Annotated in this window: 16 protein-coding genes and 1 pseudogene; 6 read left to right on the top strand and 11 right to left on the bottom strand. The window is 41.5% G+C overall.

Annotation, left to right across the window (positions count from 1 at the left end; all coding sequences use genetic code 11):
• Positions 1 to 103: pseudogene (locus V7K36_RS34035) on the bottom strand (IS982 family transposase); the annotation flags it as partial.
• A 248-nt stretch (positions 104 to 351) separates the two neighbouring features.
• On the opposite strand from V7K36_RS34035, the gene V7K36_RS06920 reads away from it, so the two are divergent.
• Positions 352 to 1266 (top strand): hypothetical protein, encoded by a 915-nt coding sequence (locus tag V7K36_RS06920; RefSeq protein WP_335114314.1) that lies wholly within the window; start codon positions 352 to 354, stop codon positions 1264 to 1266.
• A 145-nt stretch (positions 1267 to 1411) separates the two neighbouring features.
• Here the strand turns inward: V7K36_RS06920 and V7K36_RS06925 are convergent, their stop codons facing one another.
• The 6 genes from V7K36_RS06925 to V7K36_RS06950 form a co-directional block, all read right to left on the bottom strand.
• Entirely contained in the window at positions 1412 to 1591 is a 180-nt protein-coding gene (locus V7K36_RS06925) for a DUF5615 family PIN-like protein (protein WP_335114316.1), read from the bottom strand.
• The gene (locus V7K36_RS06930; RefSeq protein ID WP_335114318.1) at positions 1588 to 1818 is read right to left on the bottom strand and encodes a DUF433 domain-containing protein; all 231 of its coding nucleotides are present in this window, start codon (positions 1816 to 1818) and stop codon (positions 1588 to 1590) included. The genes V7K36_RS06925 and V7K36_RS06930 overlap by 4 nt, the downstream gene beginning before the upstream one ends.
• Before the next feature lie 60 nt (positions 1819 to 1878).
• A complete protein-coding gene (locus V7K36_RS06935; protein ID WP_335114320.1) occupies positions 1879 to 7065 on the bottom strand; it encodes an nSTAND1 domain-containing NTPase in 5187 nt (1728 codons plus the stop codon).
• Complete coding sequence (locus V7K36_RS06940) at positions 7035 to 8372, bottom strand: P-loop NTPase fold protein (protein ID WP_335114322.1); 1338 nt, start codon at positions 8370 to 8372, stop codon at positions 7035 to 7037. The genes V7K36_RS06935 and V7K36_RS06940 overlap by 31 nt, the downstream gene beginning before the upstream one ends.
• Before the next feature lie 1243 nt (positions 8373 to 9615).
• Positions 9616 to 10473, bottom strand: a complete 858-nt coding sequence (locus V7K36_RS06945; RefSeq protein ID WP_335114324.1) for an SDR family NAD(P)-dependent oxidoreductase — start codon at positions 10471 to 10473, stop codon at positions 9616 to 9618.
• A gap of 42 nt (positions 10474 to 10515) precedes the next feature.
• The gene (locus tag V7K36_RS06950) at positions 10516 to 10746 is read right to left on the bottom strand and encodes a hypothetical protein (protein WP_334943107.1); all 231 of its coding nucleotides are present in this window, start codon (positions 10744 to 10746) and stop codon (positions 10516 to 10518) included.
• A 586-nt stretch (positions 10747 to 11332) separates the two neighbouring features.
• Here V7K36_RS06950 and tatC point away from each other — a divergent pair.
• Positions 11333 to 12127, top strand: a complete 795-nt coding sequence (gene tatC, locus V7K36_RS06955; RefSeq protein WP_335114326.1) for a twin-arginine translocase subunit TatC — start codon at positions 11333 to 11335, stop codon at positions 12125 to 12127.
• Between the two features lie 230 nt (positions 12128 to 12357).
• Here tatC and V7K36_RS06960 read toward each other — a convergent pair whose 3' ends face one another.
• From V7K36_RS06960 to V7K36_RS06975, 4 genes are all read right to left on the bottom strand, one after another.
• Complete coding sequence (locus V7K36_RS06960; RefSeq protein WP_335114328.1) at positions 12358 to 13335, bottom strand: GGDEF domain-containing response regulator; 978 nt, start codon at positions 13333 to 13335, stop codon at positions 12358 to 12360.
• A gap of 45 nt (positions 13336 to 13380) precedes the next feature.
• Positions 13381 to 14169: a DUF4058 family protein gene (locus V7K36_RS06965; RefSeq protein WP_335114330.1), complete on the bottom strand. Its 789-nt coding sequence runs from the start codon at positions 14167 to 14169 to the stop codon at positions 13381 to 13383.
• A 413-nt stretch (positions 14170 to 14582) separates the two neighbouring features.
• Positions 14583 to 17639, bottom strand: a complete 3057-nt coding sequence (locus V7K36_RS06970) for a response regulator (RefSeq protein ID WP_335114331.1) — start codon at positions 17637 to 17639, stop codon at positions 14583 to 14585.
• Positions 17640 to 17904: 265 nt separating this feature from the next.
• Complete coding sequence (locus tag V7K36_RS06975; protein WP_335096387.1) at positions 17905 to 18213, bottom strand: DUF3067 family protein; 309 nt, start codon at positions 18211 to 18213, stop codon at positions 17905 to 17907.
• Positions 18214 to 18442: 229 nt separating this feature from the next.
• Between V7K36_RS06975 and petC the strand changes: the two genes are divergently transcribed.
• The 4 genes from petC to V7K36_RS06995 all read left to right on the top strand — a co-directional run bounded on the left by petC (position 18443) and on the right by V7K36_RS06995 (position 21237).
• Positions 18443 to 18982 (top strand): cytochrome b6-f complex iron-sulfur subunit, encoded by a 540-nt coding sequence (gene petC / locus V7K36_RS06980; RefSeq protein WP_335114333.1) that lies wholly within the window; start codon positions 18443 to 18445, stop codon positions 18980 to 18982.
• Between the two features lie 169 nt (positions 18983 to 19151).
• Complete coding sequence (gene petA / locus V7K36_RS06985) at positions 19152 to 20153, top strand: cytochrome f (protein WP_335114335.1); 1002 nt, start codon at positions 19152 to 19154, stop codon at positions 20151 to 20153.
• A 296-nt stretch (positions 20154 to 20449) separates the two neighbouring features.
• The gene (locus tag V7K36_RS06990; protein WP_335114337.1) at positions 20450 to 20770 is read left to right on the top strand and encodes a hypothetical protein; all 321 of its coding nucleotides are present in this window, start codon (positions 20450 to 20452) and stop codon (positions 20768 to 20770) included.
• The gene (locus V7K36_RS06995; RefSeq protein ID WP_335114339.1) at positions 20770 to 21237 is read left to right on the top strand and encodes a type II toxin-antitoxin system YhaV family toxin; all 468 of its coding nucleotides are present in this window, start codon (positions 20770 to 20772) and stop codon (positions 21235 to 21237) included. The genes V7K36_RS06990 and V7K36_RS06995 overlap by 1 nt, the downstream gene beginning before the upstream one ends.
• The last annotated feature ends 291 nt before the right edge of the window (positions 21238 to 21528 follow it).

Raw genomic sequence — 21528 nt, forward strand, 5'->3', positions numbered from 1 at the left:
TAATTTCTGCGTCATTCATCTCTCGGCGACAGTCTTCACTATGCCTAATCGCCTTTAACAGGTCATCGATGATAGCATAGACAGTAATTATTTCGCTTAACATATTCCCCTCCGTTTTTCATCTCTGGAGGGAATTTTATTGCACAAAGCGATCGCCTGAATCAATAACTAGCAACTTGGGTTATTACAGAAATTGATAAAAGCAGATATATTGATAATGCAAGGAATTTACATAATATTTTACATAAATACAAATTACCTTATGTAGAAATAAGAGGAGGGGATATAAGAAGTGCTGTTGTAATTTTTTCAAGAATAAACTCAACAGGAACAGAAATTTCTGAAGACTATATGCTTTCAGCACTTAGCTATAATGTAGAAACAGGATTCGTACTAAGTGATTCGATTACTGAATTCATTAATAGCTTAAATGCTTACAATTTTGAAGACTTGAAAAGAGATACCGTTGTAAATTGTATTTCTAATGCAAAGGGAAGAATTTATTTTGATGTAAAGATAGAAGATTTATTGAATCGAGGTTTAGAACCAAATCTAGAATCGTTAACAAACAATGCATATACATATATCAAAAAAGCAGTTCATTTTTTATATAAAAAATTATTTGTAATAGATATTCGTTTATTGCCTTATCCAACTCAATTAATTTTTATATCTGAATATTTTAGACTAAATCCAGAACCGACACTCGAACAATTTAAAGCCTTAGAAAATTGGTTTTGGGTAACAACCTATTCAAATTACTTCACAGTTTATTCCATAAGTCAGCAAAGAAGCGCTTATCAAGTATTCTGTGATTTTGCAATAGGAGAACATCCTGATGGAATTTATAAAGTGAATAGCGAAGTCTCTTTCAGTACAGCTAAGTATCCAGATAAATTAAATTTTACTGGTGTAAGACCAAAGACATTGCAATTATTTTATTTAAATTCAATAATTGAAGATAATGAGATTCAAGATAGAGAAGGGATAAAAGAAATTTTTATTTCTTCAAAAAAAGATAGAAATCCAGCTAATATTATTCTGAGATTATCTTCTGAGTTTGAGGAAAAGCAGGATAAAAAACAAATTAATAATTTTATTGAAACTTCTTCAATTAAACTTTTAAATAAGCATTTCATTACACAAGAGATGGTTTATTTATATAAACAAGATATAGTAGATCGTTTTATTCCCACAAGAGAGAGTTATTTGAAATTAAAAGAAAAGGAGTTTGTAGAAAACATTGGAATTATATATACAGATTAAATTACCCACCTCTGCCTCATTGTTGTTATCTGTGTATCTCGGTTCGGTTTTTTTCTGACCACGAGCCACTAAGTACATCATTTGAAGCTAAACCGAATAACCAAATTAACACCACACCTGCCGTAATTCGATGCAAACGGAAAACTCACTCACCAAAATCTTTATCTGATGTCAACAAAATTGCACTTTCATTATTAGCCAAGTTCAAAACTTCATCGTCAGTAATTCCTGATTGTATTTCCATAACATACAATACTTCGTGACCATCTAGCCGCAGACGTTCAACGATTTGCCAATCTAAATTTTCGTCTCCTAAAAACTTCAAGAAGCTTTCTCAATCGTTGGATAAACCACATCATACCGCAAAGCTTGAGCCGCAAATGCCAAAGCTGCTTTAATTCCTTCATCGCTAAGTCGCGGATGCGCTTCGAGTATTTGCTGAGGTGTTTCACCCGCAGCAAGCTTTTCAAGAATTAATTCAACTGTAATACGAGTTCCTGAAATGACAGGTTTGCCCATCATTATTTTTAGAGCGGATACGATTTTTTGCATTAGTTAGGATTATTTGGATAGATGATCAATATATATAACGTCATTCATAATTCTTCTGCATCACCTACCAGAACACAAGGCGCGATCGCTTTTCATTATCTTCTGGTTAGTATTCAAATAATCGTGTAGTAAATTGCAATCCCGTGCCAGTAATTTTTCCAGTTGGATATCTGCCAAATTCTGTAAAATCACTGTACCGTTAGCACTACCCGCAGCCAAAGTTTTGCCGTCATGGCTGAAACTGACGCTGGTTAATTCATCCTTATAACCTTTCAAAGCAATCAGCAAAGTCCCTTCTCGGTTCCAAATCCTCACTTCGTCATCACTGGAGGCTGCCAGAGTCTTGCCATCTGGACTAAAACTGACACTAATAAAACTATCGCCATCCCCAGTGAGATTACTTAGCAAATCACCGTCCCGACTCCAAATCTTCACCGTGCTATCAATACTAACTGAAGCGATCGCCTGACTATCAGGTGTCCAAGCAACCCCATTTACCCGGCGACTATGACCAGTTAAGGTATATAGTAATTTACCATCTACACTCCAGATTTTCACGGTTTTGTCATCACTGGCTGAGGCTAGCAATTTTCCATCTGGGCTAAAGCTTACCCAATTCACCGCATCTTGATGTCCCTGTAAGGTGTTGAGTAGTTTACTGTCCCGACTCCAAAGCTTCACTGTTTTATCTTTACTAGCCGAGGCAATTAGTTTACCATCAGGCGACCAAGCAACACCCAAGACGGCATCATTATGACCCTGTAAGGTGTTGAGTAGTTTACCGTCGAGACTCCAAAGCTTCACCGTTTTATCTTTACTAGCGGAAGCGATCGCTTGACCATCAGGACTGAAACTAACGCCCCAAACTTGACCCTGATGCCCCGTGAAAATACGGATTAGTTTACCGTCACGACTGAAAAGTTTTATAGTTTTGTCTCGACTTGCTGCTGCTAAGGTGCGATCGTCTGGGCTAAAACTGATGCTAGTTACCCAGTCATCATTATCGGCTTTGGGCTTTCGCAGCAGCACATCATCCCAATGCCAGAGTTTAATAGTTTTGTCCCGACTGGCAGAAGCAAGGGTGCGACCGTCTGGACTGAAACTGACGCTATTCACCCAATTATTATGCCCTTTTAGGGTTCCCAGCAGCACACCTTCAGAACTCCAAAGTTTAATTGTCTCGTCGGTACTTGTGGAAGCGATCGTCTTACCATCAGGGCTAAAACTGACGCTGGTAACTCCAGCACTATGCCCGGATAGGGTTCGCAATAGCTTACCCTCCAGATTCCAGAGTTTGATTGTCTGGTCTAAACTAGCAGAAGCGATCGCTTTCCCATCAGGCGACCAAGCTATACTTTTGACTGCATCATCATGTCCCTGGAAAGTTTTGAGCAGCTTACCATCCCGACTCCACAATTTTACTGTCTTGTCAGCACTCCCGGAAGCAAGAGTTTGACCATCGGGCGACCAAGCGACACTTAAGATTGCTCCATCATGTCCCTGCAAAGTTTTGAGCAGCTTGTTATCCCGACTCCAAAGTTTTATTGTCTTGTCTGTACTCGCTGAAGCAATAATCTGACCATCTGGGCTGAAACTAACACTATTCACTACAGCTTGATGTCCTAATAGAGTCGCAAGCAGTTGACCGTCCCGATTCCAAAGTTTTACTGTCTTGTCTTGACTGGCGGAAGCAACGATTTGACTATCGGGACTGAAACTGACGCTATTAACTACATCATCATGCCCCGACAAGGTTTTAACCAAGCTACCATCGGGATGCCAGAGTTTAATTGTATTATCCGCACTGGCTGAAGCAATTAAAGAGCGATCAGGGCTAAATATAACACTATTTACCCCAGATATATGTCCTTCTAAGCGGTTATACTCTCTTACCCCAGAAACTGCTTGATAGAGTGCTGTTTGTACTTCCTCTTTTGTATAGGAATCTACCCAGACTGTTTGTTGTAATTTTCTCCCCGCTTTTAAAGCTTCCTTTAAAGCATCAATACCTTTTTGGGAAGCAAAGAGGGCTTCACTGGATGCACTGAGAGTTTTAATTTCACTATCTACTGCTGTGACTATGGAAACACTTAATCCCAATATGGCAAGAACGCAAGCAGTTAGGGCAATTTTCAGCGAACGATTTAATTGAGCTTCACTTAGCCTTTGTTTCTTTTGACTTTCTGCGAGTTTAGCTGTTAACTCTTTTTCTTTAAGTTCAGCTCGTAAGTGTTCAATTTCTAACTGACTCAATTCTTCCCGCTTGTGTAACTCCCGCAATTCTGTTAATAAGTCCAAACCCGGTTGGGGATTAATATCTACCAATTTGGAACGCTGTTTATTTTGGCTAAGTTCACTCTTAAGTCGCTCAATCTCAGCTTGACTTTGTTCTACTTTTTGGCGTAGCTGATTTAGTTGTACCTGTAAACTCGATTCTTGTTGTTGCAGGTAGCGAATCAAGTCTACTAAATAATCGTGAATCAGTTGATAACGTTCTGGTACATCGGGAAATAGTACCACTAAACCGGAGCGCACTAAAATATCTAAGACTAACTCTAATTTGCTAGCATCTTCTAATTCTGCTAGCTGCACCGCTAACTCAGCACGAGTTTTAAAAGGTCGGTTGTTACTTTCATCTGTTAATAAATATAAAACGAGTAACGCGGCTCGTTCATTCTCTGGGCCGCAGTCTTTAATCAGTTCCTTAAGATATCGCTCAATGAGTTTGTTCGGTCTATATGGCTGATATTCTTCTAGTGTAGTAATGCGTTCATCTTGAATTTGCGCTCCCACAACTTGCAATTCAATCGGGCGGACTTCTCCAAACTCTGTGGATAAATCTTCAATTAAGGCATCAATTAAAGCCGGTTCTAAATTAAACTGCGATCGCTCTGTCAATTTTCGGATAATTGCTTTGGCATATTCTGGCGTAAAGTTATTTAACTGGTAGCGAATATGTTTGTCGAGAATATTATTATTAATTGCTTCCAGTGCCGAAAGATGTTTAAAGTCTAATAACCGATGTAAATAATCTTCTCGTAAGGAAAGGATAACTTTCACAAAGGGTATATTCAGACAGTCACTAATAAATTTATCAAATTCTTGCTTTTGCTTGCGATCGCTATTACCAAAGAAAAATTCTTCAAACTGGTCAAAAATTAAAACTGTGATCAAATGGTGATCGGCATTTTCTTTTAGTTGTTGTAAAATTCTCATGATAGTGATCGGTTGGGCATAGTAAGCTAAAGCTTCCGGTTTAATGGCTACTTCTGGCTTCATATCAGCGTAAATGGCAAGGGATGTGTCACTAGACATCGCCTCACTTAAAGATTTTCCTAATTCTCGCGCCCAATCGGTGTAAACTTGCAATACCACAGGCACGGCTATTTGATCGCCAACGGCTCGATTTTGCAGTGCTGGAACTAAGCCCGCCGTGACAGTAGAACTCTTACCCACCCCTGATTGACCGTGAATCACCGTCAGCTTTTGATCGGCGCGGCTGATTCTACCAATTAAGTTATTAATATCACGCTCTCGACCAGAAGCCGCAATTTCTAAAGCAACGCTGCTACTCCCAAAAGGTGACATCAATGCTGGGTTTGTCGCCTGTCTTTGCGGTTGTAAGCGTCCCGCACCGATAAAAGCCCGAAAACCGTACTGTTGCTCAACAGAACGCCGTTTCTGTCGAATGTAATAGGCTTCCAAATAGCGCCCTTCTTCAAAGTAGAGCGATCGCAATCTCCGCAATAAGCGAATATAACGATGGGCATCGTATTGATGGGCGCTGCTTTCTAAGGCTGCTGGTAGTTCTTTTGTCGCCTTGTCGAGGTATTCACGCGCAACTTCTAGTTCACCTAAATTTCGCTGGGCTTTCGCTAAAACTAAATAGTAAATTTGCCCCAATAATAATGGAAATAAGCAGTTGTAAGGGTCGTTGTGTTTTTGCGCCTCACCTAATTTCAGCAGTGATACGTGTGCTAATATACTCGCCTGTACCCACCGCGACTGCTGTACAGCCACTTGCGCCAGAAAACCGTAGTCACAAGCTAATTCGATTTGAGTACCATAAGTTTGATGTAACTCCAGAGACTTTTGAGCAACCGTCTGCAATTCTTCCCACTCTTCCAGATATTGCAAAACCTCTGCGAGTTGATTAATAAATCCAGCAACTATATCTAAACGTCCAGCCACCTGTAAAACATTTAAGCATTGCTGAAAATAAGATTTAGCTGTGTACCAATGGCGGCGGTTTTCTATTTGATTTTGCTCTGCAAAACGGCAATGACACAGCCCAATATAAAATAGTAAAATTCCCTGTCGCAAAAGTAGGGGAGATGGGCGATTAGGAGGTGTAGGATCAGAAAATACTCCCTTATCCTCACTCTTTTCCTTGAATTTTGTTAGCGCAGCGTTAGCGAGTCTGCGAGCGTCATTTTGAATTTTGAATTTTGAATTTATTTCTCTTTGTGCCAACTTTTGCCAAACTTGCAAACTTTGCTGAAAATGGTTTAAAGCTGGATGAATGCGATCGCTAATATAATCATCTAGACCAAAAACAAATTCTAAACTAGCGTTTAATTCTGGCTCTAAGCTAATACCACGATTATGCAACTCTCTAATGGCGAAGTGGAGTTCATAGCTATGTTTCCAGACTTGCTCCACAGTGGAATAATGCTTTAGAACTTCAGGATGTTGGTTTGGTGCAGCATCGGTTGGTAACACCGTAGCAAATAAAGAGTCAGTTTCCTGTTGCAGAAATTGCAGCAGTGATTGACTAGTCATTTCAAACTGAATTGGTGTCGCCGCCCAACTAGCAAAATCTGGTGCTAAACGTACTACCTTTTGCAACACTTCTTCATTCACCCATACAATCATTGGAAACGGGTGACGTTTGCGAAATTCATCACGAATATGATTGATAGACCTAAGTAGATCATCAAGTCCATCTACTGACTCTAAACCCAAAATCATCAACGCCGATGGCGGATTCTTTTCGGTTAGGAGTTGTAAATGAATACTTGTGTAAAGACTTCTAGCATTATGCGGCAAAACTACCTTTTGAATTTGATGTACTCCTGAAGAGAGTTCTTCGAGTTGTTGCAGCATTTGCTCTTGCAAAACTTGATAATTGCAGCACACCAAAACCAGGGAGAATTGACCGTTAGAAAGGGCAATTGCTCTCCCCAAACTTCTCAAAGCACGGTCATTAGCTGCTGTTACATCTGCTTGTGGGTGTCGTTCAACCATGATTTAAATTTTTCTGTCTCTGCTAAAACTGGGTTGACGGCAAACCAAGCTCCCTGATGATCGCGGTATTCAAATACAAACAAACTTCGCAATAGGGTGTAGTATTCTATATCACCTCTAACTCTCTGCTGTTGCACCACCTGAAAGATTAATTCCCACTCATGGGGATCGATAGCGTTAGTTCGGTAATCACGCTGTCTTCGGATCACCAGTTCAATACACTCCCGATCAAAAGGTGGATCTTGTTCTCGCAGACAGTCATATAGCAACCCTAGCAAGTCGCGTACATGACCACCACTAATCAGGCACAATCGATCTAAGGTTTCCAGACTATCAAACACTTCTGTAATTAAGCCTAACCGATTGCTAGCCAAAATGTCTGGGAAAGCTCTAGCTAGCACCATTTGCCGCAACATTGTTAGTCCTTGCGGGAAAATCTCCCCAGAGCGCAAACGCACAGGTATCATCGGTAAGACTTTTGGCGCGACTCCTCCCCCCAAACGATGCTGAAGTTCGGCGCTATCGTTAGAGAAAGTCAGGGCTAAGGGAATAGTGTAGACTACATGACAATTAAGTTTGCGTAACTGTTCACCACGCTGAATAAATAAGTATTCTGGCAGCGATCGCCCCGATGGTAAAGGTCGAATTGCCACTCTATCTAAGTTATCAACAATTACCACCAGTCCTTTTTTACCCCTGGCTTTGAGTTGCTTGGTGGCAGGTTCTAGCAATTCTTGATTAATTGACTGTAAAATATTTGCTGTTCGAGGTTCCAAGTAATCTCTTAACCGCCGCCGCAATTGGGGACTTTCTTTAGCTTTAGTTGTAATTTTGGCAATTCCTACAGACAATTCTGCTTCTACCCCAAGCTCAATTGGCGTTTGCAGAAAATCCACAAGTTCACCAAACAACTTAGTAAAGTAGCTAGGCTTAAACCTAATTTTCATCGCTTCTAGGCTTTCGCTTACCTGGCCGGCGATCGCTAACAAAATATCAGTCACATCCACATCTGCCATTTCTAAGACATGGGTAGACTCAAAATAAACTACATGAAATTGCTGCTCCTCTAACTCAGCTTTCAGGCGTAACAACTCCGTTGATTTTCCACAACCGAGATGTCCTGTAAATAGCTGACAAGTTGGAGCATCCGGGGAGATGCGAGCAATCGTGCGCTGCAAAGCCTCAATGATTTTGCCACCCCGCACCGCAGCAAAATCGATATAGTATCTGCGATCGCTGGCATTTCCTATAATTAGAGGTCTGCTGGGATTGCAAGCCTGATAAAATCTTTCTAAATCTAGGAGCATAACTAATCGAGTTCACTTAGGAATAGGGATGAAAAAATCTGCTAAATAAATATATTTGGTTTTAGGGAATTTCTTCCTTAATTTAAGTACATCTCACTCAAAATACTAACTAAATTAACAGTATTCGGGATGATTTTTCATATCTAGGTTTTATCTAGCACAAGGCAAGGCTAATATTTGATTTTAAGTAAGCAGAAATACTTTTATAAGTAGAACTTGGAAATATACCTAATATTTAATAAGGTTATCTTATCAATTTTAAAAAAATCTAGCACAAAAAAAGGTACTGTTAAGTACAATTTTGTAGCGCTCTTAAATATATAGCGGTTCTCAATTCCATAGAATACAGGCAACTTGTAGGGAACATTGCTCATGGCTATCAACGCTCATGGATATCGACTTAAGCCCAAACCCCTTTAAAACCTCGTTTCCAGTCTCCGGCTAAAAATGCTCCTCATTACGGCTCTGCCGCAAGTCTTGAAGCGGCAGCCCTCCTATTAGGCATTAAGAGTCCGAGACTCGGAATGAGAGAAATTTGTTCCTTAAAGCGATAATTTAGTCCTTAAAGTGATGATTTACTCCTTAAAGCGATGGGTTACGCCTTAACGCGATTATTTACTCCTTAAAAAGATGATTTTTTTCTTAAAATGATGATTTTTCTCTTAAAAAGATGATTTTTCTCTTAAAAAAATGATTTTTTTCTTAAAATGATGATTTTTCTCTTAAAAAGATGACTTCTTTCTTAAAAAGATGGCTTTTCAGGACTGATATCATGTCCGCTTGATTACTTCTGGCTACTGTGTACACACAAGTGGAAAAATCCTCTAGCCACATTTTTGTCAGAGTGAAACTGTCACGCAGACAGGCAATCCCGCCTCCCGCCCAGAACTGAAGTTCAGGGCTGATAGCGAAAGTCCACTCAAGTGGACTGAATTGATCATTTAGTCCACACTTAGGAATAAGAATTAAATAACATCCAATTTATGTCCCTGGCTTACCTCACCCTCAATCCCTCTCCTTATAAAGGAGAGGGAAGCTAGAGACAGGATGAGACTCGGAATTCATTCCGAGGCGGGATAGAAACGCAGTGCGAAATTTATAAATAAAGATATGGCTGCGGACTTGTGTGTACACCCTCTCCTTACTAAGGAGAGGGACAGGTTTTGCACAAGCAAAACCAGGGTGAGGTTTCTTTGGGCTATTCGATAAACTGCTGTACTGGTGAACCGATTAACGAAGTACCCTACAAACCCATTGAGTATAAAATTATCCGGTCATGCAGCTTATCGGGTAAAATATGCTTTAGCACAGCTCCAATTTTCGCATCTTGTCCAACAAGATAGCGTGTCTTAGGTTGTTTTGCAGTCAGCGCATGGACAACAGCTTGAGCAACAATATCCGCAGAAATTCCCTTAGATGCGAGAATCTGCATTTTTTTACGGACAATATTCATCGCCTGTCCGTAAAGATTTTGTGCCGATTGTGGTAAATCCAACTGTGCTATTTCAGATTGACTTAGAGACTTTTCCCAGATTGGAGTAGCAATAGAACCAGGTTCAACAATTGAAACCGAGATTCCCCAAGGTCGTAACTCCATCCGCATCACATCAGTGAGTGCTTCTAAAGCAAACTTTGACGCATTGTAAGCTCCCAAAAACGGGGTAGGGCTTCTACCAGAAATGGAACCCATATTCACAATTCGACCCCGACTCTGGCGTAATAGACCAAGAAATGCTTGTGTGACAGCTAATTGTCCGGTAACATTAACCTGCATCTGATGTTGAAAATCTGCGATCGCTAATAATTCCAACGGCCCAGGAACAGCAATTCCGGCATTATTCACTAAACCTAAAATCCCGACACCACCGACTGCATTTGTTACCTTATCAACCGCAGATGCGATCGATTCAGCGTCAGTAACATCTAAAAAAATCGGAATAAGCCTTTGTGACCCTTTCTGTTTAAGTGTTTGAGCATCAATATCTTGACGCACGCCAGCAAAAACAGAGAAGCCCAGCTGGTCTAAATGCAAAGCACACGCCTGACCAATTCCTGTTGATGCTCCTGTAACCACTACCGTAAGTTGATTCTTTGTAACCATTAATTTTTTTTATGATCGGACTGCCGTAATTACGAATTAGTATCAATCTTTGCAAGTACCAGCGCGAAGACAATCTTCCGTTTGGTCATCTCTAGCCGATATTTGCCACGGAAAATTGTCTGACTGAGTATTTGCGTTGTAAGCAATTAGAGCAGCTATTATGGGAAACTGGTTTTTAACAATCGGCACGTCACGACTACAACTGTTGCCTAGCTCAACATTGTATAAATAAACAGGCAATGCCATCAGGGCAATGCAAATTGTCCGGTTCATACCCAACCTCAGCTAAAAATTTCCGATTGCGCTATGTATAGATAGATGCCATCTTGATGAACCGGATTTTTAAAACTGAGTATTCTTATGCTAATGTTGTGTCGATTTACTCAGCGCTAGTAGCCGCAGAGACGTGATTTCTAAATTATCGGTTCCACCCTTTTTTTTAGGTTATATCATGTCCGGGTAATTAGTTGTGATTCCCATAGTCATTGCACCCCACACGCCAGATGCTCCACTTGGGGAGACCCCTCTGAGCGCACTGGCTCCCCTTAATCCCCTCCCCGCCGGCGGGGAACTCGGTGTCCCCTCTGGGGATTAGGGGCAGGGAGACAAAACGCAGCTTTGGCGGGGTGGGGTTCTTCGGGTTTAATAAGTAATGAAGCGGACATGATATTAGGCATTGCTTACAAGATCGCTTCCTACTAACTTATGCAGATGCAACCCCAAAAAACAGGATAAAAAACCTACAGCAGCCAAAAAGATATCTTGGTAGCTCCATTCCCCGAATAAAATAATGAAGAGTGCTGAGTTAAAAAACCGCTCACTCATTACTCAATTATAAATGTTGCCTACTAGCTGACTCATGACGCCTTCACAAGATGTAGATACTGTAAACGTTCCCAACATCGACGCAGAAGAATATGGTAACTCAGACACCGATCCTCTTGATGAGTTACCAGGTGAAATCGAAATGTCCCTTTTCGACCATCTAGAAGAGTTGCGACAACGGATTTTCTATTCGCTGATTGCCGTAGTGCTGGGCATTATTGGCTGTTTCTTTGCCGTTAAACCGATTGTCCAGTTACTTGAGGTTCCAGCACAAGGAGTAAAATTTCTCCAACTTGCACCCGGAGAATATTTCTTTGTCTCTCTCAAAGTGGCAGCCTACACTGGGTTCATACTTTCTAGTCCTTTTATTCTTTACCAGATTATCCAGTTTGTGGTTCCAGGACTGACTCGCCGCGAACGCCGTTTACTGGGGCCTGTGGTTTTGGGTTCGAGTGTGCTATTTGCAGGGGGGTTAATATTTGCCTATTTACTCCTTATCCCCGCAGCGTTGAAATTTTTCATTAGCTACGGAGCAGATGTAGTCGAACAACTCTGGTCAATTGATAAATATTTTGAATTTGTGCTGCTACTGTTATTCAGCACTGGTTTAGCATTTCAAATTCCGATCATTCAACTGTTGCTTGGTAATTTGAATATTGTCTCGTCAGAACGGATGATTTCTGGTTGGCGTTACGTGATTATGGGAGCAGTGGTTTTAGGAGCCGTTCTTACACCTTCTACTGACCCTCTAACTCAAAGTCTCTTAGCGGGAGCGGTTTTAGCGCTTTATTTCGGTGGTGTTGGACTGGTGAAGCTTACAGGTAAATAACATAGAGAATAAATGTTATTATTTTTTATTTAGTAAATAAGTGGGTCAAATTAAATATAAAACCTCACCCTGCCTCCGGCTTCCCTCTCCGAACTCACGGAGAGGGATTGAGGGTGAAGTTTGATCTTATATTTAATTACGCCTACCTACTTAACAGCAAACTCCCTGTTTTTATATCAGATATCAAAACCACCATAGGCATCGTTTGTTTTTTATCTGATGTCACTAAATTACGTTGCTTCCTTTGTTTTATCTACGAGGTGTTTAGCGCGTTTATCCTCATACATTAGTTTGTCAGCCTGTTCTATCAATTGTTCTAGTGAAACATTTTCATTTAAGGCGCATTGCGTGACACCAACACTTATGGATAGTTGATAGGAGTAATTATGCTCTTGATTAAAGCGAGCAATATTTGCTTCCAATCGAGGATAAAATTCATCTGTATTCATGGACTCCATAGGAACTAATATTACAAACTCGTCTCCTCCTAGACGGGCAATAATATCCGAATCACGGAAGGTATCCTTTAATAATTGGGCTGTGTCAACGATCATTCTGTCTCCTATTTCATGCCCTAGAGAGTCATTAACCTGCTTTAAACCATCTATATCAACAAACAAAAGATAGCAGAACATTTGCCTGCGTTGAACAATTTTGAATTGCTGATTTGCCAGCCAAAAGAAACCACGTCGATTATATAGTCCTGTCAACTCATCAGTTAGGGATAGCTCCCTTACCTCTGCTTCAGCCTTCAGGCGTTCCTTAACTTCATGCTCTAGGCGTTGATTTTGTTCAATAAGTTGTTGGTGTTGCTGTTTGATGAGTAGCTGGTTTCTGACTCGGATTAGCACTTCAAGTTCTTGAAAGGGCTTGGTGATATAGTCTTGTCCACCCAGTTCAAATGCCAGCACTTTATTATTGATTTTGTCAAGGGCACTAATAAAAATAATCGGAATTTGATCTGTTGTTTTTGATGCTTTCAACTGTTGACAAACCTCATAGCCATTCATTTCGGGCATATTGATGTCAAGCAGAATCAGATCGGGCGGATGTCGAGAAGCAGCTTGTAATGCCATTCTCCCGTTGAGGGATTTACGGATGATATAACCCTGCGACTCTAATATTTTGGTTAACAATCGTAGATTGTCGGGGCTATCGTCCACGATTAGGATATTGGTTTCCGAAGCGGATTTAAGTAAATTAGCCATAAGAGAAAGGGGGAATGGTAAAAATTCTTAACTAATTACCAATTACTAATTACTCCTTAACCCTTGTTCGCGTAAAAGGGTATCACACCATACAGCATCTTCTGGTTTTAGGTATGGTACTGATTCTTTATTATAATCAATTACTAAATAATATCTGGCACGATTATATATACCATGTAATAAAGATTGCAAATCTACAATCGGTTCTGTATCTTCTGACTGTAACGGTAATGGGAATACGGGAATCGTTTCTCTGATGCTAAATCCGTGTAATTTAGCTTGAGGACGTATTTCACTTCTACTAACAATAATTTGATAATCTGTTACAGGAACTTCCCCTAAAATTGACATGGGTTTTCCACTTCTGAGTAAATCAATTTCGATTAAGTGAGAAAGACTAGCTAAAACTTGTTTACGTTTAAGTTCAAACGCTTTTCTCCCTTCGCCTGGGCGTTTATTTTTAGGAGATAAAACTTCGATAGAAGTTACCACAAAACCTGTAGAAACTTCTCGAATCTCTAAATAATTTTCCGTAATATGTTCAGGTAACGGTATCATCACCGTCATGCCTTCTGATGTCGCTGTTTGGGTAGCAGTTGATGAGTATTGCTGCGGTGATGTTTGTTGAGAAAAAACAGAAACATCAGGTATACCAATTAATACAGAATCTGAGTCATCACTTAAATAAGTACGTTGTTCAATTGCAACTCGATACTGTGGGGGAATATTTTCCTCAATAGTATCTGCGATCGCTGTAATCAATCGATGATGTACTTCTGACCAAAACACAGGATTTTCTAAATAGGGATTCATTCCGGGAAATGGAGAATTCATTGTTTTACTATCCTGAAATGTGGGATTGGGATGATTCTAAATTAATTCTCTTCTTTTCCATTCCTTTCCCGCTTCTCTAAGCTATCGTCTACACACAAGTCTTTCTCAACGCAATTATCGGTTTATCGGAGTAGCGCAAAAAACCTCACCCTGATTATGCTACGCAAAATCTGTCCCTCTCCTTAGTAAGGAGAGGGATGTCCGCCAGGACAGGGTGAGGTTTTCCAAGGGGTTATGCTACCCAAAATCTCTCCCTCTCTTTACTAAGGAGAGGGATGTCCGCCAGGACAGGGTGAGGTCTTCCAAGGGGTTATGCTACCCAAAACCTCTCCCTCTCCTTAATAAGGAGAGGGATGTCCGCCAGGACAGGGTGAGGTTTTCCGTAGTATACTTTGCGACTTTTCAAACATCCTCTAAGTTTGGGTTAAGATTGCGATCGCTTCCAGCTGGAAGTTATCTACCAGAGATTTCAGAGCATTGGCGAGAACTTGCTCCTGGTTGGGGATTTGGGCGATGAGATTGTAGAGTTTGGCATCGTTGAGATCCAGGGCTGCTTGATTTGCCTGAATAATCCACTCTGGCGACATTACTTGTAAATCTTTGGCGGTTAGGGATTTCTGAAGTAAGATTTGCTGGTCTAACCCTGGTAAAGCTTCTTCCTTGTAACGGTAGCGGACTTCCAAGTAGTGTGCAATCCGATCAAATAGGATAGCTTCTGTAAATGGTTTGGTGATGTGGTCGTTGCAGCCTGCTTGAATACTGGTGGTGTAGTCTTCCTCAAAGGCATAGGCTGTCAACGCAATGATCACTACCTCTTTACCTCCCTCGCTGACTCGAATTTGCCGGGTAGTTTCGTAGCCATCCATCACGGGCATTTGAATGTCCATCAAAATCAAGTGGGGATGCCATTCTGACCACAGAGCGATCGCCTCCTTTCCGTTTTCGACTGCACAGACCTGGAATCCAACTAATTTCAATAGCCTGACGAGCAACAGACGATTTTCTCTCAAGTCTTCCGCCACCAGAATGCGATAATTGGGCTGTCCCGGTTCCAGACCGATAACAGTGCGAGTCGTTTCCGGCGCAATGATATCCACTGAGCTGACCAGACTCAGTAAAACCTCACAAATGAAGGTTGACTTCTGATTCAGGGTGCTTCGCGCTGTAATATTACCACCCATTAAACGGGCAAACTGACGGCTAATCGATAAGCCTAAGCCTGTACCTTGAACATGGCGACCTGGTTCTGTTTGCGTGAAGGCTTCAAACACAGTCTCGATATCGGACTGAGCGATACCACATCCAGTGTTTTCAACTTCCACATGAAGAGTGATGATTGGTTTGGAATCATCGGTAGAAATTGAATGAAGTGAGTTGATGCTGCCCACTCTCCCGGTCAAAGCTTGGAATCGCAGGGTGACACTGCCTGTTGTCGTAAATTTGATCGCATTGCTTAATAGGTTGAGCAGAATTTGCAGCAGTTTAGATTTGTCACCATACACATAGCGAGGAACGCTGGAATGCTGCTCTGTGATCAGATCAATTCCTTTCTCTAAAGCTTTGAGAGCAACCATATCTCTGATGGAGTGGATTAGCTGATGCAAATCGAAAGAGTTTTCTGTTAACTCTAACTGACCTGCTTCAATTTTGGACATTTCCAGCACATCGTTGATCAGAGTTAGCAAGTGTTTTCCACTGCGGCTGATGATGCCTAAATCTTCTTGAAACTCAGATGGAATCTTCTCCCTGCGGTTGATCAACTGAGTAAATCCCAAAATGGCATTCAGGGGAGTCCGCAGTTCGTGGCTCATTTTAGCGAGGAACTGGCTTTTGGCGCGGCTGGCGATCGCGGCTTGTTCTGCGGCTTGTTCTAGGGCAATCTGGGAAAACTCCAGCACTGCCAACATCAGCGTATTTCGCATCTCAGTAGCGGCTTCCAGTTCCGCAACCTCCCAAGGCCAGGAAGTTTCCCGCACGGTTTCCTTCCACATCTCAAACGATTTCCGGGGACACAATTGCATCTCTCCAATTTCGTTGATTGCGATCGCATCCTGGGGGTTGCCCGCCCAATTCACCGTCTGAATTTGCTCCGGTCGAAACCAGAAAATGTGGTAAGACTTTTGTTTGACATGGTTAAATAAAATTGAAATTGCCAGGAGGCCGCTGGCTTGATCTTTGAATGCCTTCGCTTCTGGATATAAACGTGAGAGGGAATCGGTAGAAAACACTTGTTCCCCCTTGTGTTGCACCAACCATTTCACAAGCTCCTGCACCTGGGTAGCCGATGGCGTTTGACCAATTAATGTCAGATGAGCGTCAAGCAAAATCGCCGCTCCTTGAGCATGAACTAGATCCAGCAATTGAGAACTATCTCGGATCAATACTTGCTCAATAAAATTGTCATCCTGCAATAACGTCTGTTGCAGTTCATCCTGAATCGCTTTCACCTGTGTTCGGTAAACATCAAATTCTCGTTCTTGCTGATGTACCAGTTCAATCGAGGCAAACTGTCCTAACAATTCACAGGCTTTGCGAATTTCATAATCCACTAGTTTCGGGCTGTAGTGATGACAAGCAATTAATCCCCAGAGGCGTTTGTCGTTGAGCAACGAAATCGTCATCGACCCACCAACCCCCATATTCTGTAAGTATTCAATGTGAAAGTGAGACACTCCTCGTAACACAGAATTACTCAGATCAAGGGGTGTATTCGTCAGAGGATGGTTAGTAGGAATCAGGCAGACAGGGATATAATTGATATCGGGAATAAATCGCATCCAGTTGCGGTAAAATAACTTGCGGGCTGGCGCGGGAATATCTATTGCCAAATAGTGCAGTCCCAGGTAGCTTTCTAGATGGCTCTGTTTTTCTTCCGCAATCACCACACCACTGTCGTCTACCTTAAAGCGGTAGATCATAACCCGATCAAACCCAGTCATTGCTTTCACCTCTTTGGCAAGGGTTTGAGCCAGATTCGTCAGGTTAGTGGCATTACGGAAATTGGCGATCGCGACTTGCAGACGGTGATATAACTGCGTTGAATCGGTACTTTTGATCAATTGCTGAGGTTCTAGTTCCAGGATCAACCCATCTACCATCCGGTGCATCACACCTCTAAATGTCTGATTTTTCCGTTGCCAATCAGTCTGGGCAAACCGCCGCGTTTTTAGCTCAAATGGATTGCAAAGCTCCAGGTTATCTTCAGCTAGATAGCTAGCAAGTCGCTGCACTTGAGCGCCAGAAAACAACCGTTGTAAAGGTTGACCAAGCAATGCTTCTGCCGAAATCCCAAAAAACTGTTCCACATTTTCACTAATCTGCAAAATTGTCAGGTGTGGCTCTTGCAGCATCAGCAACATTCCATGCGGCTGAATATAACCGGGAGCATATACTGATTCATCACTGCACACTTCTAAAGCCGTCAGTATAGAGGTGAGTGAGGAAAGTGAGATCGGATTTGGTGATTGCATAACTGAAGTAAGCGATTTTGGAAATCAAAAGTTGTGAATCTAAAAATCGAAAAGTTTTTTTCAAAAGAGCGATCGCCTAAACTAAAACCTCTCTGAGAGAGTAGTTTTAGTCTTGGGAGTGGTTTTAAAAGATGGAGAAGTTGTATTAATTCAGCCCAATAGAGATGTAGCGATGGGCAACGGAATTTTAGAGCAAGTTATGGTCTTTTTGGAGAAAAAATACTGTAATTATTCAGAAGTTTATTAATGTTAATGCAATGGTAGATCATAATATCCATTCCGAAGCGCGATCGCCCAAATCTAGAGGAATGCTGACAGCTTTGCCGAGCCGGGGGCGATCGCGTGTTTGGGCAATAAAAATTTGTACTTGTGTTGACCCACCCAAGCCATGAAGATAATTGGCAATGCTATCAAGATGCTCTTGGTATTCCGCCTCGCTCAAGGGAAAAGAAGCTTGTTCCAGATATTTCCACATTACTTGCAAAAATATCTTTCCCTGTGCCCGCCGCAACTGCACATCGTAAGAATATCCCCATTTATCAAGCAACATCTGACGTAATTCCTGTCCTGTCATAGCTTTTCTCAATCAGATTTTACATTTAGTTATGATGTTAAGTTCCATGACTCCAGTATGATAAGGATATAAAGAAATGTAATGCTAACAGAAAAGATGCTAAATATGTCTTGGAACAAAGAAGTATGGCATCGTTGTGAGCGCTAGCATTTCGACTTAGACAAGAGTTGCTCAAGTACTAGTACTGTTGTCAAAATGCTTAACAAAATACACAAAGAGCGCGTAGATTATGGCTCAATTTTCTGAATCAGCAGACGTGCCCGATATGGGGCGCCGTCAGTTCATGAATCTTCTCACTTTTGGGACTGTCACTGGAGTGGCTCTGGGTGCATTGTATCCCGTTGTGAAGTACTTTATTCCACCGGTAACTGGCGGTGCTGGTGGTGGTGCAACAGCAAAAGACGAGCTAGGTAACGATGTTAGCGTCAGTAAATTTCTCGAAAACCGGAATGAAGGCGATCGCAACCTAGTCCAAGGACTAAAGGGAGATCCCACCTATATTGTGGTAGAAAGCAAAGAGGCGATCAAAGATTATGGCATTAACGCCATCTGCACCCACTTAGGTTGTGTTGTCCCCTGGAACATTGCTGAGAACAAATTTAAGTGTCCTTGTCATGGTTCCCAGTATGACGAAACTGGTAAGGTTATTCGGGGACCAGCACCTCTATCTTTGCCTTTAGCTCATACCAAAGTAAACGACGACAAAATCGTTTTGACCCGTTGGACTGAAACCGACTTCCGCACCGGTGATGCACCTTGGTGGAGTTAATGAGTGCTGAGTGCTGAGTGCTGAGTAAGGGATAAGGGAGTGAGGGAGATGAGGGAGTAAGGGAGTGAGGGAGTGAGGAAGAAATAATCATGCCCCATGCCCAATGCCCCATGCCCCATGCCCCATGCCCAATGACTAATGACTAATTCAATCGTTGCCCTTATTAGAGATGAGAAATGTTTTTTTAACAGCGAGGTTAACTCGCAGTGCTAGAGCGATCGTAAAAACATTGCTCATAGCGATCGCTACTGTGACATTTTACTTCACCAGCGATCTAGCCCTTCCCCAATCTGCTGCCGCCTATCCCTTTTGGGCACAGCAAACCTATCCCGAAACCCCCCGCGAACCAACCGGGCGGATTGTTTGTGCCAACTGTCACCTAGCAGCCAAGCCGACAGTTGTGGAAATCCCCCAATCGGTGCTACCTGACACTGTATTCAAAGCTGTAGTGAAAATCCCTTACGATCTGGGCGCCCAGCAGGTTGGTGCCGATGGTTCTAAGGTTGGCTTGAACGTCGGTGCTGTACTGATGCTACCTGAAGGCTTTAAGATTGCCCCCGAAGACCGTCTTTCCGAGGAACTTAAAGAAGAAGTTGGCGACACTCCCTTCCAACCCTACAGCGAAGACAAAGAAAATGTCGTCATCGTCGGCCCTTTACCTGGTGAACAGTATCAGGAAATCGTCTTCCCAGTTCTTTCTCCCAACCCCGCAACCGACAAAAACATCCACTTCGGTAAATATTCAGTTCATCTAGGTGCTAACCGGGGACGCGGACAAGTTTATCCTACTGGCGAAAAGAGCAACAACACTGTTTACAACGCTTCCGCTACTGGCACAATTACTAAGATTGCCAAAGAGGAAGATGCAGACGGTAACGTTAAATATCTAGTCAACATCCAACCGGAATCTGGTGATGTTGTCGTTGATCCGATTCCTTTAGGGCCAGACCTGATTGTTTCCGAAGGGCAAGCAGTTAAGACTGGTGATGCTTTAACCAGCAACCCGAATGTTGGTGGATTCGGTCAACATGATGCAGAAATTGTATTGCAAGACGCCTCCAGAGTCAAATGGATGATTGCGTTCATCGCTCTTGTAATGTTGGCTCAAGTTATGCTGGTGCTGAAGAAGAAGCAGGTTGAAAAAGTCCAAGCTGCTGAAATGAATTTCTAAATTCTTTTCTAAATCATTACTTGTAGGACAGGCATCTTGCCTGTCTTTTTTATATATTATGGTTCGGTTCCAAGTCTGTATATAGGGTTCAGAGGTTTATATCAATTTGGTTTAATAAGTATATGCACTTAATCAAAAAATCTTATATTAACTTCTAGTCTTTTTTTATGCAATCTGTTATAGTTTAGTTGTAAGTTATAACAGTTGTTATAACAAAACATAACTTCTCACATCAAATTTATAGTTCTAGGTATTATATTTGAATGCCTAGTATCTTCCTAGTTAGGAATTAGCTCATGGCTGTAAAAAGTTATCCCATAACTCATGCAAAGGTAGGAAATCAAGATGGGTTTCGCTTACCTCGCACATTCTATAAAGATTATCCCCATTTAGCTAATGCTTCAGGCCATATTGAAGTGCTATCTGATAACACGTTCTTAGTTAGATTAGAAACTGATAATGTTGATGAAGCAGATGGAGATGAGGGCATTATGATGAGCCTTTTTCTTGACTTTCTCCTGAAGGATGCTATGCAAAATCCTTCTAAACTCGTTCCTTATACCCAAGAAATGAGCGATGAAATGGATGATTTACTGGCTGATGTAGTTATAGATTAATGGCTGCATTCACTTGTAATGGTTGGCAGATTTTTTTCTACCCATTGTTTAACGAACAATGGGTAGAATTCCGTAATAAGGTTCGTGTTTTAAAAAATGAGTTACCTAAAGAAGAATTTATTACACATTCAGATGTCAAATTATTAAAAGCATTGAATATTGGCATTAAAGAAAAAATTCCTCAAGACCCTTTTGCTAGTCACTTTGCTTTGCAAAAACCATTACAAAAGTATAGTCGTCTAAAAAAAATGGGGCTACCTGAACGATATAGATTATTTTTTAGAGCATTCAAAGAACAAAAAATTATTATTATTCTTTGGTTAGGTTATCCTCGAAAGGAAGGTGATAAAAAAGATTGTTATCAAATTTTTAGCAAAAAAGTAGAGAATGGGGATTTTCCTAAAAGTATTGATAATCTGCTTGCAGAATGTGAGTTAGAAGATTCTGATGATAAAAACGAAGATTAAGCAGCGATTAAATACAGCTAACATTAGCGAAACTTAAAGCACACGTCAAATAATTAGCAAAGAAACTGTTGAGCATTATCTATAAGGTAATAATTGTCATGGCTGGCCTATTGTTAAACAACCACAGTTGAGTGTGATTTATGCACTATGCCACCAGTAACTTTTGAAGTGAGACATTATCACCAGCGATGTCTACGACGGGCTACGCCTACGCACCAGTTTTTCTTTATCTTATCTGGAAGCAGGGCAAACGCATCTTGTCAACAAGAGCCTCTAAATGACTTGCTACCG

It is taken from the genome of Nostoc sp., assembly GCF_036919555.1.
Classification (GTDB): domain Bacteria; phylum Cyanobacteriota; class Cyanobacteriia; order Cyanobacteriales; family Nostocaceae; genus Nostoc.

Excerpts from the sequence above, each read along its gene's own strand:
- V7K36_RS06950 (WP_334943107.1), bottom strand. The coding sequence starts at position 10,746 with ATGAACCGGACAATTTGCATTGCCCTGATGGCATTGCCTGTTTATTTA.
- V7K36_RS06940 (WP_335114322.1), bottom strand. The coding sequence starts at position 8,372 with ATGCTCCTAGATTTAGAAAGATTTTATCAGGCTTGCAATCCCAGCAGA.
- V7K36_RS06945 (WP_335114324.1), bottom strand. The coding sequence starts at position 10,473 with ATGGTTACAAAGAATCAACTTACGGTAGTGGTTACAGGAGCATCAACA.
- V7K36_RS06960 (WP_335114328.1), bottom strand. The coding sequence starts at position 13,335 with ATGGCTAATTTACTTAAATCCGCTTCGGAAACCAATATCCTAATCGTG.
- V7K36_RS06975 (WP_335096387.1), bottom strand. The coding sequence starts at position 18,213 with ATGACAGGACAGGAATTACGTCAGATGTTGCTTGATAAATGGGGATAT.
- V7K36_RS06970 (WP_335114331.1), bottom strand. The coding sequence starts at position 17,639 with ATGCAATCACCAAATCCGATCTCACTTTCCTCACTCACCTCTATACTG.
- V7K36_RS06930 (WP_335114318.1), bottom strand. The coding sequence starts at position 1,818 with ATGCAAAAAATCGTATCCGCTCTAAAAATAATGATGGGCAAACCTGTC.
- tatC (WP_335114326.1), top strand. The coding sequence starts at position 11,333 with ATGACGCCTTCACAAGATGTAGATACTGTAAACGTTCCCAACATCGAC.
- V7K36_RS06935 (WP_335114320.1), bottom strand. The coding sequence starts at position 7,065 with ATGGTTGAACGACACCCACAAGCAGATGTAACAGCAGCTAATGACCGT.
- petA (WP_335114335.1), top strand. The coding sequence starts at position 19,152 with ATGAGAAATGTTTTTTTAACAGCGAGGTTAACTCGCAGTGCTAGAGCG.
- V7K36_RS06920 (WP_335114314.1), top strand. The coding sequence starts at position 352 with ATGCTTTCAGCACTTAGCTATAATGTAGAAACAGGATTCGTACTAAGT.
- V7K36_RS06995 (WP_335114339.1), top strand. The coding sequence starts at position 20,770 with ATGGCTGCATTCACTTGTAATGGTTGGCAGATTTTTTTCTACCCATTG.
- V7K36_RS06965 (WP_335114330.1), bottom strand. The coding sequence starts at position 14,169 with ATGAATTCTCCATTTCCCGGAATGAATCCCTATTTAGAAAATCCTGTG.
- V7K36_RS06990 (WP_335114337.1), top strand. The coding sequence starts at position 20,450 with ATGGCTGTAAAAAGTTATCCCATAACTCATGCAAAGGTAGGAAATCAA.
- petC (WP_335114333.1), top strand. The coding sequence starts at position 18,443 with ATGGCTCAATTTTCTGAATCAGCAGACGTGCCCGATATGGGGCGCCGT.